Source organism: Streptosporangium sp. NPDC087985 (assembly GCF_044741965.1).
Lineage (GTDB): Bacteria > Actinomycetota > Actinomycetes > Streptosporangiales > Streptosporangiaceae > Streptosporangium.
Map to the genome: position 1 here is coordinate 152,493 of NZ_JBIUTQ010000009.1, position 15,410 is coordinate 167,902.

The 15,410-nt window shown below is 70.1% G+C and carries 15 protein-coding genes; 5 read left to right on the plus strand and 10 right to left on the minus strand.

Annotated features, from left to right (window positions below):
- The first annotated feature begins 3 nt into the window (after positions 1-3).
- On the plus strand, positions 4-1,050 hold the full coding sequence (locus ACIN94_RS19125) for an FAD-dependent oxidoreductase (protein WP_400707646.1): 1,047 nt from the start codon (positions 4-6) through the stop codon (positions 1,048-1,050).
- 250 nt (positions 1,051-1,300) lie between these two features.
- Here ACIN94_RS19125 and ACIN94_RS19130 read toward each other — a convergent pair whose 3' ends face one another.
- Complete coding sequence (locus ACIN94_RS19130; protein WP_400707649.1) at positions 1,301-2,113, minus strand: BTAD domain-containing putative transcriptional regulator; 813 nt, start codon at positions 2,111-2,113, stop codon at positions 1,301-1,303.
- A 234-nt stretch (positions 2,114-2,347) separates the two neighbouring features.
- Between ACIN94_RS19130 and ACIN94_RS19135 the strand changes: the two genes are divergently transcribed.
- The 4 genes from ACIN94_RS19135 to ACIN94_RS19150 all read left to right on the plus strand — a co-directional run bounded on the left by ACIN94_RS19135 (position 2,348) and on the right by ACIN94_RS19150 (position 6,187).
- Complete coding sequence (locus tag ACIN94_RS19135; protein ID WP_400707652.1) at positions 2,348-3,271, plus strand: UbiA family prenyltransferase; 924 nt, start codon at positions 2,348-2,350, stop codon at positions 3,269-3,271.
- Positions 3,272-3,829: 558 nt separating this feature from the next.
- Positions 3,830-4,384, plus strand: a complete 555-nt coding sequence (locus ACIN94_RS19140; protein ID WP_400707655.1) for a hypothetical protein — start codon at positions 3,830-3,832, stop codon at positions 4,382-4,384.
- Positions 4,306-4,812, plus strand: coding sequence for a LuxR C-terminal-related transcriptional regulator (locus tag ACIN94_RS19145; protein ID WP_400707771.1), 507 nt, complete (start codon positions 4,306-4,308; stop codon positions 4,810-4,812). The genes ACIN94_RS19140 and ACIN94_RS19145 overlap by 79 nt, the downstream gene beginning before the upstream one ends.
- A 136-nt stretch (positions 4,813-4,948) precedes the next feature.
- Positions 4,949-6,187: an AMP-binding protein gene (locus ACIN94_RS19150; RefSeq protein ID WP_400707658.1), complete on the plus strand. Its 1,239-nt coding sequence runs from the start codon at positions 4,949-4,951 to the stop codon at positions 6,185-6,187.
- Between the two features lie 130 nt (positions 6,188-6,317).
- Here the strand turns inward: ACIN94_RS19150 and ACIN94_RS19155 are convergent, their stop codons facing one another.
- The 9 genes from ACIN94_RS19155 to tnpA form a co-directional block, all read right to left on the minus strand.
- Positions 6,318-6,947 carry an alkylhydroperoxidase domain protein gene (locus ACIN94_RS19155; protein ID WP_400707661.1) on the minus strand — a complete coding sequence of 210 codons (630 nt, stop codon included), beginning with the start codon at positions 6,945-6,947 and terminating at the stop codon, positions 6,318-6,320.
- Between the two features lie 52 nt (positions 6,948-6,999).
- Positions 7,000-7,602, minus strand: a complete 603-nt coding sequence (locus tag ACIN94_RS19160) for a CMD domain protein (RefSeq protein ID WP_400707663.1) — start codon at positions 7,600-7,602, stop codon at positions 7,000-7,002.
- Positions 7,599-8,660 (minus strand): putative FMN-dependent luciferase-like monooxygenase, encoded by a 1,062-nt coding sequence (locus ACIN94_RS19165; RefSeq protein ID WP_400707666.1) that lies wholly within the window; start codon positions 8,658-8,660, stop codon positions 7,599-7,601. Before ACIN94_RS19165 ends, ACIN94_RS19160 begins: the two co-directional genes overlap by 4 nt.
- Positions 8,657-10,261 (minus strand): dipeptide ABC transporter ATP-binding protein, encoded by a 1,605-nt coding sequence (locus ACIN94_RS19170; RefSeq protein ID WP_400707669.1) that lies wholly within the window; start codon positions 10,259-10,261, stop codon positions 8,657-8,659. Before ACIN94_RS19170 ends, ACIN94_RS19165 begins: the two co-directional genes overlap by 4 nt.
- The gene (locus ACIN94_RS19175; RefSeq protein WP_400707672.1) at positions 10,258-11,067 is read right to left on the minus strand and encodes an ABC transporter permease; all 810 of its coding nucleotides are present in this window, start codon (positions 11,065-11,067) and stop codon (positions 10,258-10,260) included. The genes ACIN94_RS19170 and ACIN94_RS19175 overlap by 4 nt, the downstream gene beginning before the upstream one ends.
- Positions 11,064-12,008: an ABC transporter permease gene (locus tag ACIN94_RS19180; RefSeq protein ID WP_400707675.1), complete on the minus strand. Its 945-nt coding sequence runs from the start codon at positions 12,006-12,008 to the stop codon at positions 11,064-11,066. Before ACIN94_RS19180 ends, ACIN94_RS19175 begins: the two co-directional genes overlap by 4 nt.
- Positions 12,005-13,654 (minus strand): TIGR04028 family ABC transporter substrate-binding protein, encoded by a 1,650-nt coding sequence (locus ACIN94_RS19185; RefSeq protein ID WP_400707678.1) that lies wholly within the window; start codon positions 13,652-13,654, stop codon positions 12,005-12,007. The genes ACIN94_RS19180 and ACIN94_RS19185 overlap by 4 nt, the downstream gene beginning before the upstream one ends.
- Before the next feature lie 438 nt (positions 13,655-14,092).
- The gene (locus tag ACIN94_RS19190) at positions 14,093-14,833 is read right to left on the minus strand and encodes a Mut7-C RNAse domain-containing protein (RefSeq protein ID WP_400707682.1); all 741 of its coding nucleotides are present in this window, start codon (positions 14,831-14,833) and stop codon (positions 14,093-14,095) included.
- Positions 14,834-14,967: 134 nt separating this feature from the next.
- The gene (gene tnpA / locus ACIN94_RS19195; protein WP_400707685.1) at positions 14,968-15,402 is read right to left on the minus strand and encodes an IS200/IS605 family transposase; all 435 of its coding nucleotides are present in this window, start codon (positions 15,400-15,402) and stop codon (positions 14,968-14,970) included.
- Between the last annotated feature and the right edge of the window lie 8 nt (positions 15,403-15,410).

The following is a 15,410-nucleotide window of genomic DNA, read 5'->3' on the forward strand; positions in this document are numbered from 1 at the left end:
GCGATGCCGAGGATCGCCGTCATCGGAGGAGGGATCGCCGGAGTCACCCTGGCGTGGCGCCTGTGCGAGTCCATCCGGGGGACCGGCATCCAGCTGTTCACCGGGGAGCCGTACCGCAGGGCCGACGCCAGTGCGGTCTCCGGGGGGCTGACCCGGGCCTTCGAGCCCGACCCCGACCTGTGCATGGAGGCCTCCGCCAGCCTGGCCGAGCTCCAGGCGGACCCGGTGCTGCGCGCCTGGGCCTCCTACCGGGAGACCGGCTCGGTCTACCTGATGCCGGGGCTGGGGCGCGAGACCGCCGACCTGGTGGACGCCGTACGGCAGCGCGTTCCGGGCTCGGTCGAGCTGCTCGACGCCGGGCAGCTCACCGCCCGGGGCGTGTTCCGCGACCTGCCGGAGGGGAGCGTCGCCGTCGTGGAGAAGCACGCCGGCTACGTCTCACCGAACGGGCTCCGCGACAGGCTCCTGGTCGAGCTCGCCCGCTCGGGAGTACGCGTCGTCGACGGCCGGATCGAGACGGTCACCCGTGAGGGCGTGGTCCACCCGGTCGGTGGTTCCCCGATGAGGTTCGATGTGGTCGTCGTGGCGGCGGGCGCCTGGACGCGGACACTGCTCAAGCGGACCGGCCTGCCGGACGGCGGCCTGCGGAACAAGGCCATCCAGTACGTGCTCGCGCCGTCCCAGCCGGGCGGCCCGAGCGCCTTCGTCGACGAGACCACGGGTCTGTACGGCAGGCCGTACGCCGACGCGCGCGTCCTGCTCGGCCTGCCCACCGACCGGTGGGACGTCCCGCCGGGCGCGGTATCGGCCGACCCCGCGCTCAGCACCCGCATCCTCGACGTCGCCAAGGCCAGGATCGGCTACAGCCCGCCCGGCGGGGAGGTCGCCGCAGTCGCGGCGGTCGAGTGCTACCACGCCACGGGCGCCCTCTCGCTCCGCCCGCTGGCGCAGGGAATCTACACCTTCACCGGAGGGAGCGGCGGTGCGGGAAAGACGGTGCTGGCGGCCAGCCGGACCGCGGCGCGGAGCCTGGTCAGGACGTTGCGGTGACCAGCTCCCCGGTGACGACCCGCCTTACGGTGGCCGGGTGAATTCCGGCGGGCATGTCGGGAACTCGTTTCCGCGGGAGGCCGACGGCATTTGTTGCACCGGCTTCCCGTGCGAGACATTTGATTCTGACAGGAATCCTGACTGTGGACGGTTCCAGGAATTTCAGAAGCGGGAAAAAGGGCCGGCGATCGGACGGTCCGATCGCCGGCGGTGGTGCCCGCGGGAAAGGGCCCCTTACCGCGCGGGGGACTCAGAAGGCCGAGGGCGCCCCGGCCAGAGCGGGGGCGAGGCGCCGGTTCGCACGGCGGGTCAGGGAGGCGAGAACCCGCTCGGTGTGCTCCGTGGGCTCGGTGTCGAGGTCCCTGCTGAGGCGTCGGCGGCACAGCTCGTACCAGTCCCTGGCCCTGGCCAGCTCGCCCAGCTCACCGTGGATCATCATCAACGTCCGGTAGGTGTCCTCGTGACAGGGGTCGAGGGAGATGGTCTGACGGCACCAGTGCAGGGCCGCCGGCCAGTCCTCGCGCTCCAGGGAGTCGGCACGCAGCACCGCCAGTGCCCGGAGCGCGACGCCCTGCGCCCACTGGCGCTGCTCGTTGATCCAGTCACCGGTCTCGCCGGCCAGGAAGTCGCCCGTGTAGAGGTCGGCGGCGGTCTGGAACCATTCCAGGGCACGCTGATGGTCCTTGGCCGCCCAGGCCTCGCGGCCCTGCTCGAAGGCCCGCTCGAACTCCTCCAGATCCACCCAGGTGTTCTGCGCCTGCAGCATGTATCCGTGGTCCTGGTGGACCAGCCGGAATCCGTCGCTCTTGTCGCATGCTCCCAGGACACGGCGGACCGCGTGGACCGCCACCTTGAGCGAGTTGGAGCTCCGGTCGCCGCCGTCGGGCCAGAGCACCTCGTGGAGCCGGTTGCGGTGGACCAGCCGGCCACGGTTGATCAGGAGATACTGAAAGAGCGCTCTGGCCTTGCCCGCGCGCCAGTGGGCCACCGGCTCGCCGTTGATCTCCAGACGGAAGTTGCCCAGACAACGGACCGTCATCGCCGGCGTGGAATCCGCGAGCATCGGAACCGTCCTTTCGAGGGGACCCGGAGGGCCGGGAAGGCACTCCGGACCCGGTTTTCGGGGTCTGCCTGGAACGCTACGAACCCCCTGACCGCCTGATCAAGGGCGTTGCCCGCAAGGTGCAAGGGGGACTGCGACTTTAGTTGTAGTGGGGTGCACACCTTGCGCTATATACGTGGGGCGATCGCCTGTAAACGATGAGTGAGTCGAGATCGCTCACATTAAGGCACCCCAATGACGGAATCGATGTACAAGCTCAACGCAACGGTCCGGCCGACAGGCGCGATCAACGGTCAGGCGGTGCGACTGGCCTGGTCCGAGGCCCGGCCCGCGGTACAGGTGATCTTCCAGCTCCGGCTGCTCACCGGTGCGCTCGTCGGAGCCGGCGCGCTGGCGGACGTCTCCTGGGGGGCGATGGCGGCGGGGGCGGCCGCCTGGCTCCTGCTGACCTGGTCGACCTACCTGCTCAACGGGGCCGCCGACGTCGTCGAGGACCAGTCGAACGGGTCCACCCGCCCGATCGCCCGGGGCGACCTCGACGCGCTCACCGGGGGGCGGCTCGCCACCCTGCTCGGCGCCGCCGGGCTGTCGCTGTCCGCGGTGGTGTCGGAGCGGTTCTTCCTCCTCGCGCTCCTGCTTTCCGTGCTCAGCTGGGCCTACTCGACAGGCCCCGCTCCCCTGAAGAACACCGTGGCCGGGGTGCAGGTGACCGTCGTGGGGGCGGGACTCCTCACCTACCTGGCGGGAATCAACGTCGCCGGCGGTTCCCTCACCGAGACCGTGCTGGTACTCGCGGTCGCCATGTCGGCCTGGATGGGCATCGGCGGACTCGCCAAGGATCTGTCCGACGTCGCCGGGGACCGGGCCGCGGGGCGCCACACGCTGCCGCTGCTGTGGGGCGAGCGCGGGGCCAGGCTCGCCATCGCCACCGCCGCGACGGTGGTGGGCACGGCCTTCCTCACCGCGGCGCTGACCCTCGCGCCCGGCCTCCTGCCCGTCGCCGGCCTGGTCCTCGCCGGAAGCCTCGTCCTCGCCGCCGTCGCGCTCGGCCGGTGGAGCGAGGGCGACCGTGCGGCGCGGCGCCGGCCGTACCGGATATTCATGATCACCCAGTACGCGGCACACCTGACCATCCTGTTGCAGCTCGTGCTCCGCTAGTCCCGGAGACGTTCATGGCGGTGCCGGTCGCGACCGGCACCGCCATGAACGTCTTCTCGTGCGGGGCGGTGACGGACTCCTCCATCCGAATGACGCCGGCACCGCGGACCCGGACAGTGATCCCGTGAAGGAAACTTTCTGACAATGTTGATGACTCGGGTCGGGATAATGACCGGATGGCAACTCGCGGCGCCTATTCTCGCCCGTTCTCCGGGCACTTTCACCTCGGCCGCGAAAAAGGGCATCGGAATGGCCGGAGACATCTCTCGGCCGGCGCGCCGATTTCGGCCGGCGGTGGGCCGGTCCAGAGGGTTCGCGACGTCCGCTGATCCGGCGGCGAGCCCGGCGGCGGCCCCGGATCAATCGGATGGTTTTTGATCATCTGGAGGCGGATGCTTCCCGTGCGGCTGCTGATTCGGAAATCACTTTGAACATCTGGGGCGATCACTTGCCCGATCTCGGGGAAGTTCGTAACATCTGCCTTTTAAGCAGTGTATGACGTTCGAGGAAATCGCTTTTAGCAAGCGAGCGAAATTACTCCTGGTGTCGAGGTGTGGGATGACACTGCGCGGTGGCGGCGAGCGTATTGACGAGTGGCTGACCGGCCATGACAGGGAGGCCGTCCTCGCGGAGGTGGTGGCGTCCTACCGGTCGTGTCTCCGCTCCGCTGGAAGCATCGCGCTGAGCGAGGAGACGGTGGTCGAACAGCTTGTCCATCAGGCGAGCCTGGTCGTCGACGACGTCGTGTCCCGCTGTGGCGGAACTCCCTCCGACGGCGACACCGGGTCACTGCCCTTCAGCATGGAGATCGGCGTGACCCGCGCGCAGCAGGGCATGCACCCGACGCAGTCGCTCCTCGCGGCGGCACTGATGTTCGAGGCGGCCTTCCCGATACTCGCCCACCGGCTCGCCGGGCGGGTCGAGGGCTCCGACCAGGAGAAGACGATCGCCATCGGCCTGGAACGTTGCAGTTCCAGGCCGACGGCGACAAGATCCTTGAGCTGGTACCGGTCCTGCGGCCGGACATCGTCATCGTGGACGTCGAGATGCCGGGGCCGGGTGCCCGGGCAGTCGTCAGCAGGCTACGGCAGACCTGCCCCGAGGCGACAGTGATCGTCTTGACCATGCACCAGAACGCCAGGATCGTGCAGGAACTGCTCGACTGCGGGGCCGCGGCCTATCTGGTCAAGAACATCGCCCGGGACCAGCTGATCGCGGCCCTGCACGCCGTACATCAGAGCCCGCGTAACGTCCTGCTGTCGGTGTCACGGGAGACCCTGGGACACGGTGAGCAGACCGAAGGAGACCGGCCGCTGTCGGCGCGGGAGATGGAGGTGCTGCGGTTGACCGCCGACGCCTACTCCAACTCCCAGATCGCGACCCGGCTCGGCATCACCGAGGCCACGGTGAAACGGCACCTGTCCAATATCTACGCCAAGCTCGGTGCCGTCTCGCGGGTGGACTCGGTCCGCAAGGCGATGGCCTCCCGGCTCATCAACCCGGTGATCGACTCGGGCCGGAACGGCCGGCATCCGCACTGACCGCCGGACGTCTCCGCCTCCGGCAGGGGAGGCCGCGGGTCCGGATGCCCCGCATAACCACCCGATAACCTCTCGGGGAGAGGGTGAGTGGTGATGCCGGTCTGACGGCGCTTGACGGGATGACTCTGGAGGGCCAATGACGACGGGACCGCCGCATCGGTACTTCCAGGTCGTGATCAACGTCCGCGGGCAGTACGGCATATGGCCCCTGGGCGACGCCGTGCCCGGCGGCTGGTCGCCGATCGGGTTCGTCAGCACGCGCGGGGATTGCCTGGTCCAGGTGGCCGAGCTGTGGAAGGACATGAGGCCGCTGGAGAAGCCGGGCGACGCCGGCGACGAGCCGCCCGGCTGGACGGCCCGGATCATCGACGCCGCGGCCGCGCGCCCGGACGCCGTCGCGCTGAGCGGTGGCGGTGGCCGTCTCACCTACGGTCGGCTGATGGAGGACGCGCGGCGGCTCGCCGACCGGCTGGTCGCGCTCGGCGTCCGGAGGGAGGACCGCGTCGCGCTCTGTTTCCCGCTGGGTGCCCCCGCTCTCACGGCGCTGCTCGGTATCGCTCTCACCGGTGCCGCCTACCTGCCCATCGACAGCGCCGACGACGAGGGCCGGCGGAACCTGATGATCGCCGACAGCGGGGCACGGGTGGTCGTCGCGGACCGGGCGGAGGTGCTGACCCACCTCGACGCGCGCATCGTGACCTGGCCGGACGCCACGCCCACCGAGGACCGGGGGGACGCCGATCCCTGGACACCCGGGCCCAGGGCGCTCGCGGCGGACGCGGCGTGCGTGCTCTACCACCCGGTGGACCGTGGATCGCGGGGCGTGGTGCTGGAACACCGCCAGCTGAACGCCCTGCTGGACGGCGCGTCACCGATCCACGCGAGCGATCGCGTCGCGGTGTCGGGCCCCCTCTCCAACGCGTTCGTCAACGCCGACGTCCTCTCCACCCTGTGCGGCGGGGCCGAGGTGGTCGTGCCGCCGGACGGTTCCGCGACCCGGCGCGGCCCATGGCGGCACTCCTCGCGCTTCTACGGGTCCCTGGAGACCGGGATCGCGTACGCGGCGTCCACCTCGCGCACCGGCGGGACCGGCCCGGCGCGGACGCTGATCGGGGCACCGTTTCCCGGATGCCGGCTGTATGTCCTGGACGACGACATCCGGCCGCTCGCCGTGGGCGGCGCCGGCACCCTCTACGTCGGAGGGCCGGGGGTCGCCCGAGGCTACCTGGACGATCCGGCGGCGACGGTGAACCGTTTCCTCCCCGACCCCTTCGCCGCGGACGGCAGCCGCATGTTCGCCACGGGACACCGCGTGCGGCTGACCGAGGACGGCGTCCTGGAACGCCTTGACTCAGCCCCGGCCAGGACGCCCTGAACCGAGGCCGATCCGGGCCGGCTCCTGGCGCTGGGCCGTGCCACCCCGCGACCCGGTGATCCGGGGCCGAGATCGTATCCGGCGAGGAGGCCGGGTACCGCTTAAACGAGGTGGTCCAGATGTGAATCGGTTACTGATCTGCCTTTCGGCCAGCCCGCGGCGCGGGCGTGGTGGGTTCCCCCAGCGAGAGCATGAGCCGGTTGGCCCAGTTGAAGAACGCGGCCGCGTGGAGCGCGTCGCTGATCGCCAGGTCGTCGAGGCCGGCTGCGCGGAGCGCGTCGAGGTGTTCGGCGGCGAGCGCGCCGGGGGTTGCCGTGAGGGCCACCGAGGAGTCGACGATGGCGCGCCAGCGCTCGTCCTGAGGGGCGTCGACCCCGTCGTCCAGAAGGCGCTGCACATCGTCCCGGCGCTTGGAGTAGTGCGAGGCGAACCGCGCGTGCACGGAGGCGCAGAAGACGCATCCGTTGTGACGCGAGGTCGCGGCCGCCGCGAGTTCGCGCTCCTCGCGGGGGAGTCCGGCATCCGGGTTGTAGAAGATGTCGTTGTCGGTCCTGGTGCGCGCCTTGAGGATCTGCGGGTCGTGGGCGAGCAGCAGGAAGTACGGAGACTTGGCGCGGCCTCTGTCGACGAGCGCGTCCCAGTGCGGCTCGGTGAGCTCCTCCTCAGCGAGCGGCTCAAGCCACGGCACCCAGCCGAGCTGGTCCTGAGTGAAGGCGAGCGGGCGGTCGAGATCGGGATGGTTGAGCACGGCATCGGTCATGACAGGCGTCCTTTCCGGGTGGTTTCGGGCAGCCGGTGAAAACTGAGGTCGGTCATGACGGGAGTCCGTTCTGAGTGGCGTCGAGCAGGCGCAGGCCCGCGATCACGCGCACCTGGAAGTTGAGGAAGGCGACGAGCTGCGAGAGCGTCACGATGCCGGGGGTGGTCCAGCCGGCGTCGACAAGCGCCCGGAGGGCGTCGGGGCTCGACTCGCGCGGGCGGAAGGTTAGCAGGTGCGCGTGCTCCAGGGCGGCGGCGAGCCGGTCGCCGCCCAGCGCACCGCGGTCGCGCACCCGGTAGCGGAGTCCCTCGACGCTCTCCACGGCCAGCGGGCCCTCGGCGGGATAGGAGCCGTAGGGGCCGGTGGTCTTCGCCGCCTCGATCTCGTCCGCGATCGCCGCCCGCAGCGGTACGGAGGTCTCGGCGAGCCGGTCGGCGTAGAACCGCGCGACCCCGGCGTCCTGGTACAGCCCGGTCACGAAGGCCGCGACCGCGTGGCGCTCGGCCAGGGTGACCGCGCCGGGGGAGTCCGGGGCGAAGAGCGCGAGGTAGCTGAGCTGGGCGTTCCGGCGGGCTTCCGGCCGCTGGTCGCGCAGGCGATCGAGGCGGGAGGCCGGTTCGATGCCGGCCAGGTGATCGATGACGTCGGTGCTCATGTCCTGCTCAGTTCTGTCGGGGTGAGGGCGGTGGATCGCGGCTCTGCTGAGGTGAGGGCGGTGGACTGCGGCGCCCAGCCGAGCGTGGGGGCGACCTCGGTCGCGAGCAGCTCGATGGAGCGCAGGATGAGCGGATGCGGCGGGTCGACCGAGTGCACCTGGAAGATCAGATCGGTCACCCGGTCGAGCGTCGGGTCGGCGCCCAGGCTGCCGATGACGTCCTCCGGCGTTCCCACGTGGACGTCGAACGCGGTGATGAGCCCGTCGAGCCCTCCGTCGGGCACCGGGAAACCGGCCACCCGGAAGTGCTCGGCCGCGCGGGTCAGCCCGATCTCGGCGTACCGCAGCGCCTCCGCGCGGCTGTCGGCCACGAAGACCGTCCGCGAGGCCGCGACACGCGGCGTCGCACCGGGCGGCAGGTTCTCGTAGTACGCGTCCACAATGGGCCGCTGGATCTGCGCGAGGGTGGCGTGCGGAGCGTCCTCGTCGCGCGGCTGGGTGCGCGAGAGCATGAGGCCGTTACCGGCCCGGCCGGCACGTGCTCCGCCGCTCACCGAGAAGGTCGCCTCCCAGATGGCGCCGAGCAGCCGCGGCGCCTCCGGGTAGATCGGGTTGCCGCTGAGCGCGCGTCCCGACCAGGCCTCCACGAGCACCGCGAGATGCTCGGCGTAGACGGCCGAACGGCGCGCGCTGTCCTGCCCGAACGCGGCGAACGACGACGGTGTGCCGCCGCTGCCCACCCCCACCTCCAACCGTCCGCCGGAGAGCAGGTCGAGCACCGCGGCGTCCTCGGCGACGCGCACCGGCTGCTCCAGGGGCAGCGTGATGATGCCGGTGCCGAGGCGGATACGGCTGGTCAGCGCCGCCACGTGGCCGAGGAACACCAGCGGTGACGGCAGCCCTCCCTCGGCCCTGTCGAAGTGGTGCTGGGCCACCCACGCGGTGTCGAACCCGACCGCCTCCGCGTGCCTGATCTGCTCGATGGCGAGCCGGTACCGCTCGCCCGCAGGCGCGTCGTCGAGCAGCCGGGTGAAGAACCCGAGCCGGCGGCCGATCATCGGACCGGCTCCGCGGCCACGCCCGGGATGGCTGCCAGCAGCTCGCGGGTGTATCCGTGCTGGGGGCTGGTAAAGACCTGCTGGGTGGTGCCGAATTCCACTATGCGTCCCTTGTTCATGACGGAGAGGGTGTGAGAGATCTGCCGCACCACCAGGAGGTCGTGCGAGATGAACAGATAGGTGAGTCCCAGGTCGCGTTGCAGGTCCTGGAGCAGGTCGAGGATCTGCGCCTGTACGGTCACGTCGAGCGCGGAGACCGCCTCGTCGAGCACGACCACCTCCGGATCGACGGCGAGTGCGCGGGCGATGGCGACGCGCTGCCGCTGGCCGCCGGACAGTTCGCGCGGCCTGCGGGTCAGCACGGTCGCCGGCAGGGCGACCTGGTCGAGGAGGTCGCGCACGCGGATCCGGCGCGCCGCCCGGTCGCCGAGCCGGAAGTTGCGCAGCGGTTCCTCCACGATCTCGGCGACCGGCTGCCGAGGATCGAGCGAACCGGCCGGGTTCTGGTAGACGAGCTGGACGCGACGGCGGAGCCGGCGCAGCGCGGCGCCGCGCAGGCCGGCCGTCTCGGTCCCGCCGATGGTCACCGATCCGGAGGTGGGGTCGGTGAACCGCACGACCATACGGGCCGTGGTCGTCTTGCCGGATCCGGACTCGCCGACGAGCGCGTGTGTCGAGCCGCGCCGTACCTCGAACGACACGCCGTCGACGGCGCGGAAGGGCTGCCGGCCGGTGGGGAACTCCTTGACCAGGTCGCGGACGACGATCGCGTTGTCCGGTGCGGAGGCCGGCGGGTCCGGGACCCGGAACTCCCGTACCGACAGCGCGGGGGCGTCGCCCAGCAACTGCCTGGTGTAACCGGCGTTCGGGGCCGCCAGTACGGCCTGCGTGGTGCCCTGCTCCTCGATCCGCCCCTCTTTCATGACGATGAGGCGGTCCGACCGGTCCGCGGCGACGCCGAGGTCGTGGGTCACGAAGAGCACCGCCGTACCGAACTCGGCGCGGAGCCCGTCGATGAGGTCGAGGATGCGCCGCTGCACGGTGACGTCCAGCGCGCTCGTCGGCTCGTCGGCGATGATGAGCCGCGGTTCGAGCGCGATCGCGCCGGCGATGAGCACCCGCTGGCGCATGCCACCGGAGAGTTCGTGCGGGAACTGCCGGGCGCGCAGCTCCGGATCGGACAGCCCGACCCGGTCGAGCAGTTCGATGACGCGGCGCGCGACCGCCCGCCGGTCGCCGCGCCGATGAATGCGCAGGGCCTCGCCTATCTGCGCGCCGATGGTCTTGACCGGGTTCAGCGAGTTCGACGGGTCCTGCGGGATCAGGCCGATCTGGACACCGCGTACCGACTCCAGCCGCCGTGACGACCAGCCGGCGATGTCCGTGTCGCCCAGCAGGATCTGGCCGTTGTCGATGGACCCGTTCGGCGGCAGCAGCCCGATGATCGCGTGCGCGGTGGTCGTCTTGCCGGATCCGGACTCGCCGACGACCGCGACCACCTCGCCGGGTTCGACGGTGAACGAGACACCTCCGACCGCCCGGTGGGTGTGCGGGCCGGTCCGATAGGAGACTGCGAGATCGCGTACGGTGAGCAGGCTCATGAGTTCTCCTTCACGATCGACCGGCTGATCCGGCTGGCGGCGAGCACCACTGCCACGACGACGACGCCCGGCAACGAGGTCAGCCACCAGGAGGTCGCCAGGTAGTTGCGCCCCTCCGAGATGAGCAGACCCCACTCCGGTGTGGGCGGCTTGGCGCCGTACCCGAGAAAGCCGAGGGTGGAGATGGCCAGGATCGCGGCGCCGAACTGCAGGGCGGCGAGTGCGATGAGGGGGCCGAGCGAGTTGGGGAGCACGTGGCGCCGCAGGACGGTGGTGAACCCGCCCCCGCTGCCGAACGCGGCCTCGACATAGTCGGTACGCCGGACCCGGACGACCTCCGATCGGGACAGCCGGGCGAAGGTCGCGACGGAGCCGACGCCCACCGCGATCGCGACGTTGACGGTGCCCGGGCCCAGCAGGATGATCATCGCAAGCGCCAGGAGCAGCCAGGGCACCGAGAGCAGTACGTCGATCACCCGCATGATGACCTCGTCGAGCACGCCGTCCACCGACCCGGCGAGCAGGCCGAGCAGCGTGCCCAGCGAGAGACCCACCGCGACCGCGACGGATGCCCCGGACAGCGAGTGGATCGCGCCGTGCACGACGCGGGCGAAGAGGTCGCGCCCCACCGTGTCCGTGCCGAAGAGGTGGGCCGGGCTCGGGCCCTGCAGTTTCTCCGCGGGGATGCCCACGAGCGGGTCGTGCGCGGTGAAGAGGCCGGGCACGACGGCCCAGACCACGACGACGGCGATCGTGAGCCAGGCGAGGATCAGGCCCACGTCCGGGCGGCGGAATCCGGCCCTCATGCGGTCGCCCCCACCTTCGCCTTGAGCCGCGGGTCCAGCACCGGGTAGAGCAGGTCGACCACCAGGTTGACCAGCACGAAGACGGTGGTCGCGAGCACCACGATGGCGAGCATCACCGACGTGTCCTGCGCGCTGACCGCCTGCTCGGTGAGACGGCCGACGCCGTTGCGGCCGAAGACCGTCTCGGTGACGACCGACCCGGCGATGAGCTCACCGAGGGTCAGACCGGCGATCGTCAGCGTCGGCAGCAGCGCGTTGCGGGCGACGTGCCGCCACAGGATCCACCGGCGCGACGCCCCCTTGGCGGCGACGACCGACACGAACGGCTGGGTGTGGACCTGGTCGAGGCTGCGGGCCAGCACCTGGGCGATCGGCGCCGAGATCGGGATGGCGAGGGTCAGCACCGGCAGGATGAGCTGCTGCACCGGGCCGCCCCCGATGACCGGAACCAGCTTGAGCTGGAACGAGAACACCTGGATCAGGAGGATGCCGAGCCAGAAGGTGGGGACCGAGATGAACAGCGACGGCACGGACAGCAGCGCGCCGCGGATCCAGGCGGACCGGGTGTGGCTCGCGGCGAACGTGATCAGTACGGCGGTCAGCACGGCCAACGTGAATCCGGCGCCGGCCAGCCGGGCCGTCTCCGGCAGTGCCTCGGCCAGCCGCTCGATCACCGGGGTGCCGGTGTCGATCGAGTAGCCGAAGCTCCCCCGCAAGAAGCCGAGCATGGTGTGCAGGTAGCCGACGAGCGCCGGCTCGTCGCTCCCGTAGTAGGCGCGGATCTCGGCGATCTGCTCGGGTGACAGGCCCAGCTCCGGATTCTGGAACTTGATCAGGACCGCGTCACCCGGCAGCAGCCGCAGCAGCACGTAACCGGCGCTGAAGGCGGCCCACAGCACGAGGACGGCCTGGCCGATCCGCAGGACGAGGTATCTGGTCATCGGTTTCTCCGGTCCGACAGCCAGACCGAGTAGAAACTCGGCCGGGCGACCGCCTCGAAGGTGACCCCCCGCACGTACGGCGCGGCGCCGTACACCTGCGGCTCCTCGAACAGCGGGATCGCGTAGCCCTGGCCCACCACGTACCGCTGGATCTCGGCGACCTTCGCGTTGCGCGCCGTCCGGTCGGTGAGCGCGGACTGCTCCTCCAGAAGGCGATCAAGCTTTGGGTCGTTGGAGAGGATGACGTCCCGGTTCTTGGTGTGGAAGTGGCTCTTGATCACGTCCTGGTCGGCGCGGCCGACCATCGAGTGCGTGATGGGCGTCTTCTCCGCGTTCTTGATGTCCACCGCCTGCGTGCCGGAGTCGGCGGGCCGGATCTCCAGCTTCGCACCGATCTTGGTCCACTGCTGGGCGACCAGTTCGAGGGTCTGCTTCGACAGCGGCTGCGGGCCGGAGACGAAGACGCCCAACTCCAGCTTCCGCCCGCCCTTCTCTCGGATGCCGTCGGCGCCGCGCGCCCAACCGGCCTGGTCGAGCAGCGCGTTGGACCTGTCCGGGTCGTAGGCGAGCTCCTTGGACAGGTCGACGTAGCCCTGCGCCAGATGGCTGAGCACCGAGGTCGCGACCGGATAGCCGTCGGTGAAGAGGGTGTCCACGACCTCCTTGGCGTTGGTGCCCGCCTGCAGCGCTCTGCGGACGTTGACGTCGCTCAGGATGCTGTTGGCCGGCCGCAGGTACAGGCCGTTGTTGACGCCCCGGGTCGGCTCGGCGTAGATGGTGAAACCGGCGTTCTTGACCGTCGCCTCGTCGTACGCCTGTACGTAGCGCACGTAGTCGGCCTGCCCGGAGATCAGCGCGCCGACGCGCACGTTGTCCTCCGGCGTCACGATGATCTTGACCTTGTCGAGATAGGCGCGCCCCTGGTGTGCGGAGGACTTCGGCGCCCAGTCGTAGTCCTTGCGGGCGACCAGCTCGATCTCCTTGTCGACGACCTGGCCGGCCACGGTGAACGGCCCGGAGCCGACGATGTTCTTGAGCTGGCACTGCTCCTCGTAGGGGCGCGAGATCGTCGACGTGGCCACGATGCCCGCGCCGATGACCGAGGTGCCCTGCAGGAAGCCGGGCGACGGCTGCTTGAAGAAGAACTTCACGGTGTGCGGGTCGATGACCTCGCTGCGCTCGTAGTTGTTCACGAACTCGGCCGGCGGGAGCTTCAGCTTCTCGTTGCCGAGGCCGTAAACGTCGAAGTTCGCGGCGACGACCGTTGCGTCGAGCGGGGTGCCGTCGGCGAAGGTCACGCCTTCACGGAGATGGAAGGTGTACTCGGTGGAGTCGGCGTTGACCTCCCAGGAGCTGGCGATCCACGGCTCTATCTCCAGCGTCTTGGGGTTCTGCCAGGTGAGCTTGTCGGTGAGCTGGTTGAGCACGCCGCCGTTCGGATAGAAGCCTGCGGCGGGCAGGTAGAGGCAGGTCGGCGCCTGGTGCTCAAGGTAGGTCAGTGTGCCCCCGTAGGCCGGCCCGCCGGCGGCCTTCGCGTCGCTGGACGCGTTCTCTCCGCCTTCTCCGCCGCAGGCACCGAGGAGCCCCACGACAGCGAGCATGGCGGTGCTCACCAGTGCGGTGGACCGCAGTCTGGATTGTGACATGGGGGTAATGCCTTTCGTGTAGGGGAGGCGAGGGTCGCCTGGTAGGTGAGACCAGCCGTGCGGCAGTGCCCCACGGCGGCAGCCGGCGACGCGGGGAGCGCGAGGAGAGGAGATGGAGGAGGAGGGGGCGGCAGTGGCCGGCCGACGGCCTGCCGGATGCCGGGGTCCGCGGAGCCCTAGCTACAGAACGAACCCTGACAGCTCGCGATATGACGGCGCCTGCGGATGCCGTGTCGTGCCGGGAGGGGGGACGTGCTGCGGTCCGCCACACGGTGGTTGGTACTGTCGGTCACAAAAACAATAATAACCTACCTGTAAAGCATGAAATACGGCTGTTCACATAATGAGACGTGGCAGCGTGAAGCATCTGACCACCGGCGGATCACCTCCGCGAGCACTTTCCTGTGACGATGACGACCGACGCCTCGGACCCGGAACCTACAGCTGGGAATCGACCGCGCGCACCGCTGACCGCACGATCTCCTCCAGATGCTCGCTGTGCGCGCCACGCCAGTAGATCTGGCCGCACTCCGGGCATCGGCCGTAGACGTCGTAGGAACGCCGGGTCCCGGCCTCCAGCAGCCGGTCGATCTCGTGCTTGTCGACGGGCACCAACTCCCCGTTGCAGGCCGTGCAGCGGGTCCACGGCCGCAGCGGCGGCGCGAATCGCTCCAGCAGGTCACGGAGCTGATCCTGCGGGCTGGTGCCCCGTACGTAGGCACCGAGCCAGAGCGCCCGGCGGCACAGCAGCCCGCGGTCCCGGGTCAGCAGCACGCGGTGTTCCCTGTTCGCCTCGGCGACCAGCGAGGGGTCGTCCATGTCGTTGTGGTAACTCGCGTCCACGCCCAGCAGCCGGAGCCGTCGCGCGAGGGTGCCGAGATGGACGTCGAGCAGGAACCGGGGGGCGAGCCGTCCCGGTCCGAGCGGCACTCGCTGGGGGCGGGGCACGGCGTGAACGTGGACCACGTCGCCGGCGGCGGGCTGGTAGGACGGGGCGACCTCCGTGCCCTCGATGGTCAGGGACCCCACCTCCGGCAGCGGAATGCCGAGCGACTGCACGACGTGCCCCAGCGTCGACGTCCCGTCGGGTGCCACCCGCCGCCACTCGCGTCGCCGGCGCGCGGGCAGGAACAGCAGCAGCTCGGCGGCGATACGCAGACGGATGTCGGATTCGACCACGCTGCCAGCATGCCATCCGGCTCCGGTCCCTGCCGTGTCACCTACACGGTGAACGCCTGGGACGCCGGCTACCGGAATGCGGGCTAGTGCTCCGGGCTTCAGCCCGGGGGTGAAGGCCCGCGCGTGAGTGCCCGCTAGGGCGCGAGCGTGCTCTGGACCGGGCGGTTTTGCTGCTCGATGTACTGGCGCACGATCGACAACGGTGCGCCGCCGACGCTCCCGGCGAAGTAGGAGCCCGACCACAGCTTGTTGCCCCGGTAGTAGTGGGCGGCCAGCTCGGGGAACTCTCGTCGCATCCGCCGGGACGCCACACCCTTCAGCGAGTTGACCAGCTTGGACAGGGCGACCTTGGGCGGGAAGTTGACCAGCAGGTGGACGTGGTTGACTCCGCCGTTGAACTCGGCCAGCTCGGTCTCGAAGTCGGCGCACACGTCCCTCATGATTTCTTCCATGCGGGTCAGGTGGGGGTCGGTGAACACCCGATGCCGGAACTTGGTCACGAAAACCAAGTGGGCGTGGAGCAGGAAAACACAGTGCCTACCGGCCCTTATATCGCTGCATTCAGCCATAACCCAAT

Excerpts from the sequence above, each read along its gene's own strand:
- ACIN94_RS19125 (WP_400707646.1), top strand. The coding sequence starts at position 4 with ATGCCGAGGATCGCCGTCATCGGAGGAGGGATCGCCGGAGTCACCCTG.
- ACIN94_RS19130 (WP_400707649.1), bottom strand. The coding sequence starts at position 2,113 with ATGCTCGCGGATTCCACGCCGGCGATGACGGTCCGTTGTCTGGGCAAC.
- ACIN94_RS19135 (WP_400707652.1), top strand. The coding sequence starts at position 2,348 with ATGACGGAATCGATGTACAAGCTCAACGCAACGGTCCGGCCGACAGGC.
- ACIN94_RS19140 (WP_400707655.1), top strand. The coding sequence starts at position 3,830 with ATGACACTGCGCGGTGGCGGCGAGCGTATTGACGAGTGGCTGACCGGC.
- ACIN94_RS19150 (WP_400707658.1), top strand. The coding sequence starts at position 4,949 with ATGACGACGGGACCGCCGCATCGGTACTTCCAGGTCGTGATCAACGTC.
- ACIN94_RS19155 (WP_400707661.1), bottom strand. The coding sequence starts at position 6,947 with ATGACCGATGCCGTGCTCAACCATCCCGATCTCGACCGCCCGCTCGCC.
- ACIN94_RS19160 (WP_400707663.1), bottom strand. The coding sequence starts at position 7,602 with ATGAGCACCGACGTCATCGATCACCTGGCCGGCATCGAACCGGCCTCC.
- ACIN94_RS19165 (WP_400707666.1), bottom strand. The coding sequence starts at position 8,660 with ATGATCGGCCGCCGGCTCGGGTTCTTCACCCGGCTGCTCGACGACGCG.
- ACIN94_RS19170 (WP_400707669.1), bottom strand. The coding sequence starts at position 10,261 with ATGAGCCTGCTCACCGTACGCGATCTCGCAGTCTCCTATCGGACCGGC.
- ACIN94_RS19175 (WP_400707672.1), bottom strand. The coding sequence starts at position 11,067 with ATGAGGGCCGGATTCCGCCGCCCGGACGTGGGCCTGATCCTCGCCTGG.
- ACIN94_RS19180 (WP_400707675.1), bottom strand. The coding sequence starts at position 12,008 with ATGACCAGATACCTCGTCCTGCGGATCGGCCAGGCCGTCCTCGTGCTG.
- ACIN94_RS19185 (WP_400707678.1), bottom strand. The coding sequence starts at position 13,654 with ATGTCACAATCCAGACTGCGGTCCACCGCACTGGTGAGCACCGCCATG.
- tnpA (WP_400707685.1), bottom strand. The coding sequence starts at position 15,402 with ATGGCTGAATGCAGCGATATAAGGGCCGGTAGGCACTGTGTTTTCCTG.